Below are 7006 nucleotides of genomic sequence, written 5' to 3'. Positions count from 1 at the left end.
GGAGCGTCCCGGGCTGCGTTACCACGCAGAGCGTGGGAACGATCAAGTGAGGCTAGCGCTCGCGCATCGCCTCGGTCCGCGCCTTGAGCACCGGTTTGAGCAGGTAATCCAGCACGCTTTTCTCCCCGGTGATGATGTCCACCGTTGCCACCATCCCCGGGATGATCAGCAGCGGTTTAACATCTCCGCCCAAATGGTTTTTGTCGGTACGGACCTGGATCAGGTAGAAGCTGTTGCCCTTGTCGTCGGTAATGGTGTCGGCGCCAATCAGCTCAAGTTTGGCACTGAGCCCGCCGTAGATCGTGTAGTCGTAGGCACTGAACTTGACCATGGCTTTCTGGCCCGGATGCAGGAATGCCACGTCCTGCGGTCGCACCCTGGCTTCGATCAGCAGGTTGTCTTCCAGCGGCACGATTTCCACCATGTCGCTGCCTGGCTGCACCACGCCGCCGATGGTGTTGACCTTCAATTGCTTGATCACCCCGTGTACCGGCGATGTCACCGTGGTGCGGCTGACGCGGTCGTCGATGGCGATGCTCGACGCGGTGATTTTCGACAGGTCGGTGCGTTTCTGGTTGAGGTCCTTGGCGGCGTCGGAACGGAAGGTCTGTTCCGATTCGTCGATCTTGCTCTTGATCTCGTTGATCGCCGATTCGGCCCGGGGAATCGCCAGGGTCGTGGCGTTCAGCGATCCGCGAATTTCCACCGCACTGCGTTTGAGCCGCAGGATTTCCACCGGCGACACCGCCCCGGTGCCCACCAGTGGCGACGACATGTTCATCTCTTGCTGCAACAGCGCCAGGCTGGAACTGTACTGACCCTGCTTGGAGCGAAACTCCGCCAGTTCCTGAGTCTTCTGCCGCAACTGTTCGGTGAGGGTCCGTTGTTCGCTGGCCAGCCTGCGCTGACGCTGGTCGTACAACGCCCGTTCATCTTCGGCGACTTGCGGCGCCTTGCTGAGGATCTCGTCGGAGAGCTTCATCGGCCGGCCTTCGGACTCCGCCGACAGGCGTTCGACCTGGGCCATCAACGCGTAGCGATCGGCCTCGCTCTCGCCCTTGTTCGACAGAAACCGCGTGTCATCCAGGCGCAGCAGGGTGTCGCCCTTGTTCACCATTTGCCCTTCACGCACGAAGATTTCGGTGACGATCCCGCCTTCGAGGTTCTGGATCACCTGGACCTTGCTCGACGGAATCGCCTTGCCTTCGCCCATGGTCACTTCTTCAAGCACCGCGAATTTGGCCCAGACCAGCGCACTGATCAGCAGCGCCGCCGCCAGCCACACGGTGATCCGCGACCAGCGCGGCGAATCCTGCAACGAAGCACTGGCGGTTTCCGGCATGAATTCGGCCTCGGCGCTTTTGCCGAAACTGTCGAAGTAGCCGCGCTGTTTTGAAGAGGAGGCAGCAGACATGGGCGACTCCTAGACTGCCGCCGAGCCGACCCGGCCCTTGCGCAGTGCATCGATGACCGCTTCTTTCGGACCGTCGGCGACGATCCGGCCGTTGTCCAGCACCAGCAACCGGTCCACCAGGCTCAGCATCGAGGTTCGGTGGGTGACCAGCAGCAGTGTCTTGCCCTCTACCCAGCCGTGAAGCTTCTGGCGCAGGACGTCTTCGCTGCTGTTGTCCATGGCGCTGGTGGGTTCGTCGAGCAGCATGATCGGCGGGTCAAGCAGCAGCGCCCGGGCCAGCAATACCGCCTGGCGCTGACCGCCGGAAAGCAATTGCCCGCGCTCGCCCACCGGCCGGTCGAAGCCTTGCGGATGCTGGCGGGCCAGTTCGGTGACACCGGTCAGTTCGGCCACTTCGAGCATGCGTGCATCACTGACATACCGGGCGCCGAGGGTCAGGTTGTCGCGCAGGCTGCCGGCCAGCAGCGGCAGGTCGTGGGCGACGTAACCGATCTGTTGGCGCAGGTCGGCGACATCCAGTTGCCGCAGGTCTAGGCCGTCGAGCAGCAACTGGCCTTCCTCCGGTTCGAAGAAACCCATCACCAGCCGTGCGAGGGTGCTTTTGCCGGAGCCGCTGCGGCCGATGATGCCGATGCGTTCGCCGGGCTTGAGGCTGAAACCGACATTGCTCAGGGCCGGAGCGTTCTGGCCGTTGTAATGGAAGGTCACACCGCTGACGTCCAGTGCGCCTTGCAGTTGCGTGCGTTCCAGCGGCCGCTGTTTGCCGTCGCGTTCCTGGGGCAGGGCCATCAGCGCGTCGGTGCTTTTCATGGTCAATTGCGCTTGCTGGTAGCGAGTGATCAGTCCGGCAATCTGGCCCAGTGGCGCAAGCACGCGACTGCCGAGCATGTAACTGGCCACCAGCGCACCGACGCTGAGGTTGCCGGCGATGATGCTGTAGACCCCGGCGACGATGGTCGCCATCCCCGAGAACTGCTGGATGAACAGCGTGCCGTTGGTGGCCAGCGCCGAGAGGTTGCGTGCATGACTGTCGAGGCGGGTGAGGGCGCCGTGGGTGCTTTCCCATTTGTGCTGGCGCTCGCTTTCGGCGCTGCAGGCCTTGAGGGTTTCCAGGCCGCCGAGGGTTTCGATCAGCAACGCCTGACGCTCGGCGCCAAGGCTCAGACTTTTCTGCACGGTGTCGCGCAGACGCGCCTGAATGATCATCGCGAACATTATGGTGATCGGAAACGCCAGCAGCGGAATCGCCACCAGCCAGCCACCGAGCAGGCCGATCACCACCAGCATCAGCACCACGAATGGCAGGTCGATCAGGCTGGTCAGGGTCACGGCGGTGAGAAATTCCCGCAGCCCCTGAAAGTCATGAATGCTCTGGGCGAACCCGCCGATGGTCGCGGGCCGGGCTTTCATCGCCATGCCGGTGATGCGCTCGAACAACGTTGCGGAAAGGATCACGTCAGTCTTCTTGCCGGCGGTGTCCAGCAGGTGCGCTCGCACCACCCGCAGTACCAGTTCGAAACCGGTGCCGATCAGCAAACCGATGGCCAGCACCCACAGGGTCGACGTGGCCTGGTTCGGCACCACGCGGTCGTAGGTCTGCATGACGAACAGCGGCACCATCAGGCCCAGCAGGTTGATCAGAAAACTGGCGAGGATCGCGTCGCTGTACAGCCATTTCGACAGCTTCAGGGTGTCGCGAAACCATGCCTGGACCCTTGGCACCAGGGGTGAACGCAGGTCTTCCAGTTCATGCCGGGGCCGGGCGAACAAGGCCTGCCCCGTATAGTGTTCGGCGAGTTCTTCGTGGCTGACCCACTGTTCGCCACCGTCGGCTTCACTGGGCAGGATCAGCGCCTTGCCGTCATCGGCGAAACGGCGCAGCACCGCCGTGCGGCCATTGCCCAGCAGCAACAGCACCGGCAGGTTGAGCGGGGAAATGTCCTTGAGATCGCGGCGCAGCATGCGCGCCTGCAAACCGGCCCGGGCCGCTGCACGGGGCAGCAGGTCCAGGCTCAGGCGTTGTTTGTCCAGGGGCAGCCCGGCACTCAGGCTGGCGCGACTGACCGTCGCGCCATGCAGTTTGCAGAGGATCAACAGACCGTCGAGTAACGGATCATCGAAGCTCAGACGCGGATCGATCCCGGAAACACCGGGCTCCATGCTGGTCATATTGATCGCCCCTCTTGATGACTGCCCGATTACCTGTGGCGAGGGAGCTTGCTCCCGTTTGAGTGCGCCGCACTCACATGGATCTCAGTGTTGCCTGGTTCGTTGGGGGCGCTGCGCACCCCGGCGGGAGCAAGCTCCCTCGCCACAACGGTTTATTTGAGTTCGGGCAGGCGCGCCTCGTTTTTCACTTCGGCAGCGGCAATTGCGTCAGCCGGCAGCACCACCCGTTGCTTGCTCAGCAACTGCCCCATGTTCGCCAGCACGCGGTACATCGAAAACTCCTCGGTGTAGCGGATTTCGGTGTAGCGACGGTTGGCGTTGTACAGCTCGTTTTCACTGTCGAGCAGGTCGAGCAGGGTGCGTTGGCCAAGGCCGAACTGATCCTGATAGGCGGCGCGTACACGCTTGGTGGTCTCGGCGTATTCGCGGGCGGTGGGGGTCTGTTTCTTGGCGTTGACCATAGCGTTCCACGCCAGGTGAATGTTCTCGTTGAGCTGGCGCAGGGCGTTGTTGCGGATGTCCATGGCCTGGTTGATCTGGTGCGCATCGGAGGCCAGTCGCGCCTTGTCGCTGCCGCCACGGAACAGGTTGTAGTTCATCACCACCCCGACCCGCCATTCGTTGTCGTGGCCTTCGTCACCCTGCACGTTGTTGTTGGCACCGACCGCCGCTTCGGCATCGAAGCGTGGATAGAACGGCGACTTGGCGACTTCGTACTGGCTCTCGGCCGATTGCACGTCGGCCTGGGCGGATTTCAGGTACGGGTTGTTCTCCACCATGCTCTGCTGGGCTTCGGGCAGGGTGGCGGGCAATTCACCACGGGTCGAGGCCGGCGCTTCCAGTTCATCGGGCATGCGCCCGACCACGGCGTAGAAATTCGATTCGGCGTCCGCCAGATCGACCTCGGCAGTGTCGAGGTTGTTCTGCGCCAGCGCTTTACGGGCCACCGACTGGTCGGAGTCGGCGGTGCTGCCGATGCCGCGCTGGGTACGCAGGCCGATCTGGTCGTTGACCCGCAGGTGAGCCTGCAGATTGTTTTTGGCCAGCGTCACCAGTTCGCGGCGCTTGAGCACTTCGAGGTAGACCTCGATGGTGCGCAGGGCCAGATCCTGGGCGGTGCCTTGCGCGTAATACGCGCGGGAGTTGGACACGCCCTTGGTGCGTTCGACCTCGTTGGCGGTGTTGAAACCGTCGAACAGCATTTGCCGCAGGCGCAGCTCGGACTGGGTGTAATTGAGGATTTCGGTGTGGTGGTTACCCAAGGCCCGGGTGTTGGTGTTGTCGCTGTAGCCGCGCCCGTAGGCAGCGTTCAGATCCACCGATGGATAGAAGCCGCCCCTGGCGACTTTCACCTGTTCATCGGCCGACAGTTTGGCGTCCACCCGCGAAGCCAGTTCCGGGTGGGTCGCAATGGTGCTCTGAATGGCTTCGGTGAGGTTCATGGCCTGAGCCTGGGAAGTGCAAGCCATGGCCAGCAAAACCGCACTGCAGAGGGGGGTTGGAAAGCGCATGGGTGCATCTCCCTGAGTCCTGATGGTATTCCGCTGTCGCCAATTTATTGACGAAATTTTTAGTGTTTAGCGTCTCATCGCTGTTACAACAGAGCTAAGAACATCCTGAAGCGTAGCTAAGAAAAATTTTTCATAGGGCTTATGCCGAAAAAAACTTATGCGCTTTGCCGAATCCAGCACATTGTTCCATTCGAAAGCCTTTGTTTTATGTGCTTTAGGGAGTGCATGAAGGCTTGAGGAAAGTTCCACTCACTTTGCGACATACGGGCGAAGTACTGCTAAAGGGGAGGGACGCGTAGCGGCAAAAGGGCGACAGTTTTTTGTCACTCGGGTGATTCACCACCGTTACGTAGCGCTAGTGGGCGTGCTGCATCTATCCGGGATTCCAAGTGCCTGAGGGCGCTGGGGTTTCTGAAGAAGCACAACCTGCGAAACGAACTGTCGAGGTGCGAGCGTCGCCCCGACAACCCGCTTGAGCCATGGGCTGCTTCGCGAACCAGCGCCGACGGTGGTCGGCAGCGGAGGACATGCACATGGCAACGCTCATCGGGACGGTTTCCAAGGTCATAGGTCAGGTATTCGCTCAAACGGCGGACGGAAGTCGGCGCGCATTGGTCGCGGGCGATCGACTGTTTGCCGGGGATCAATTGATCACGGGTGCGGAAGGGGCGGTCGCCGTCCATCTGCAGAACGGCCAGGAACTGACCCTGGGCCGCGACAGCAGCCTGACCCTGACCGGGCAATTGCTGGCCAACCACGCGCCCCATGTGGATGCCCCGGAAACGCTGACTCCGAGCGATGCGCAACTCACCGATGTCGCACAGATCCAGAAAGCCATCGCCGCCGGTGAAGACCCGACCCAATCCGCTGAAGCCACTGCGGCCGGTCCCGATGCGCCCGGTGACATCAATGGCGGCAAGGGCGGTGGCCACAGTTTCGTGTTGCTGACCGAAGTAGGTGGCCGGGTCGACCCGGTCATCGGTTTCCCCACGGCCGGTTTCGGTGGCATTCCCGAGTTTCCCGAAGAGCGGCACAACGTGGTGGTCGACAATGGCGACAACACGCCCATCGTTGCGCCACCGGTCAACAATCTGGTCAATCTCATTGGCCTGGATGTACCCGGCGGCGAGTTGACTTTGAACGAAGCCAATCTGCCGGACGGTTCTGCCGCCAATCCCGGCGCGTTGACCCAGGCCGGCAGCTTCAGTATCTCGGCGCCCGATGGTCTGACCAGCCTGAGCATCGGCGGCATCAACGTAATCGTCGCTGGCGTGCCGGTCGGTTTCCCGCAATCGATCACTACACAACTGGGCAACACCCTGACCATCACCGGTTACAACCCGGCCAATGGCACGGTCAGTTACAGCTACACCCTCAACGGCAACGATGCCCATCCTGCGGGTGATGGCGCCAACAATCTGAGCGAACATTTCACGGTGATTGCCGGTGACAGCAATGGCGATACCGCGACGGGCTCGCTGGATGTGAACATCACCGACGATGTGCCCAAAGCGGTGGATGACAGCAACGCCAGCACCGCTTCGGAAACCAACCTGAGCCTGACCGGCAACGTGCTGACCAACGACGTGCAGGGCGCCGACCGCATTCCTGTCGGCCCCAGCAGCGGCCCGGTAGTTGCCGGTACGTTCACCGGGACTTACGGCACGCTGGTGCTGAACGCCAACGGCACTTACACCTACACGCTCAACACCAGCGACGCGGATTTCAAGGCGTTGCATGGCGGCGGCAACGGGACAGAAACCTTTACCTACACCCTGCGTGATTCCGATGGCGACACCAGTACCGCGAATCTGGTGTTGCAGATCCACAACAACGACGATCCGGTGCTGATCAATGGGTTGAACGTGGAGGGTGGCGAGCTGACGGTTTTCGAGAAAAACCTCAGCACCGG

At 61.8% G+C, this 7006-nt stretch carries 4 protein-coding genes; 1 reads left to right on the top strand and 3 read right to left on the bottom strand.

Going from position 1 to position 7006, the window contains the following annotated elements:
* Window positions 1–52 precede the first annotated feature (52 nt).
* The 3 genes from BBF94_RS21340 to BBF94_RS21330 all read right to left on the bottom strand — a co-directional run bounded on the left by BBF94_RS21340 (window position 53) and on the right by BBF94_RS21330 (window position 5094).
* Window positions 53–1414 (bottom strand): HlyD family type I secretion periplasmic adaptor subunit, encoded by a 1362-nt coding sequence (locus tag BBF94_RS21340; RefSeq protein WP_065260947.1) that lies wholly within the window; start codon window positions 1412–1414, stop codon window positions 53–55.
* Between the two features lie 9 nt (window positions 1415–1423).
* Window positions 1424–3583: a type I secretion system permease/ATPase gene (locus BBF94_RS21335; RefSeq protein WP_065260946.1), complete on the bottom strand. Its 2160-nt coding sequence runs from the start codon at window positions 3581–3583 to the stop codon at window positions 1424–1426.
* 152 nt (window positions 3584–3735) lie between these two features.
* Complete coding sequence (locus tag BBF94_RS21330; RefSeq protein WP_065260945.1) at window positions 3736–5094, bottom strand: TolC family outer membrane protein; 1359 nt, start codon at window positions 5092–5094, stop codon at window positions 3736–3738.
* 533 nt (window positions 5095–5627) lie between these two features.
* On the opposite strand from BBF94_RS21330, the gene BBF94_RS21325 reads away from it, so the two are divergent.
* On the top strand, window positions 5628–7006 hold a 1379-nt coding region (locus tag BBF94_RS21325), incomplete at its 3' end, for a retention module-containing protein (RefSeq protein ID WP_141676612.1).

Source organism: Pseudomonas bananamidigenes, from assembly GCF_001679645.1.
Taxonomy (GTDB): domain Bacteria; phylum Pseudomonadota; class Gammaproteobacteria; order Pseudomonadales; family Pseudomonadaceae; genus Aquipseudomonas; species Aquipseudomonas bananamidigenes.
Note: the sequence above shows the minus strand (reverse complement) of the source record. Positions and strands in the feature narration are given on the sequence as shown.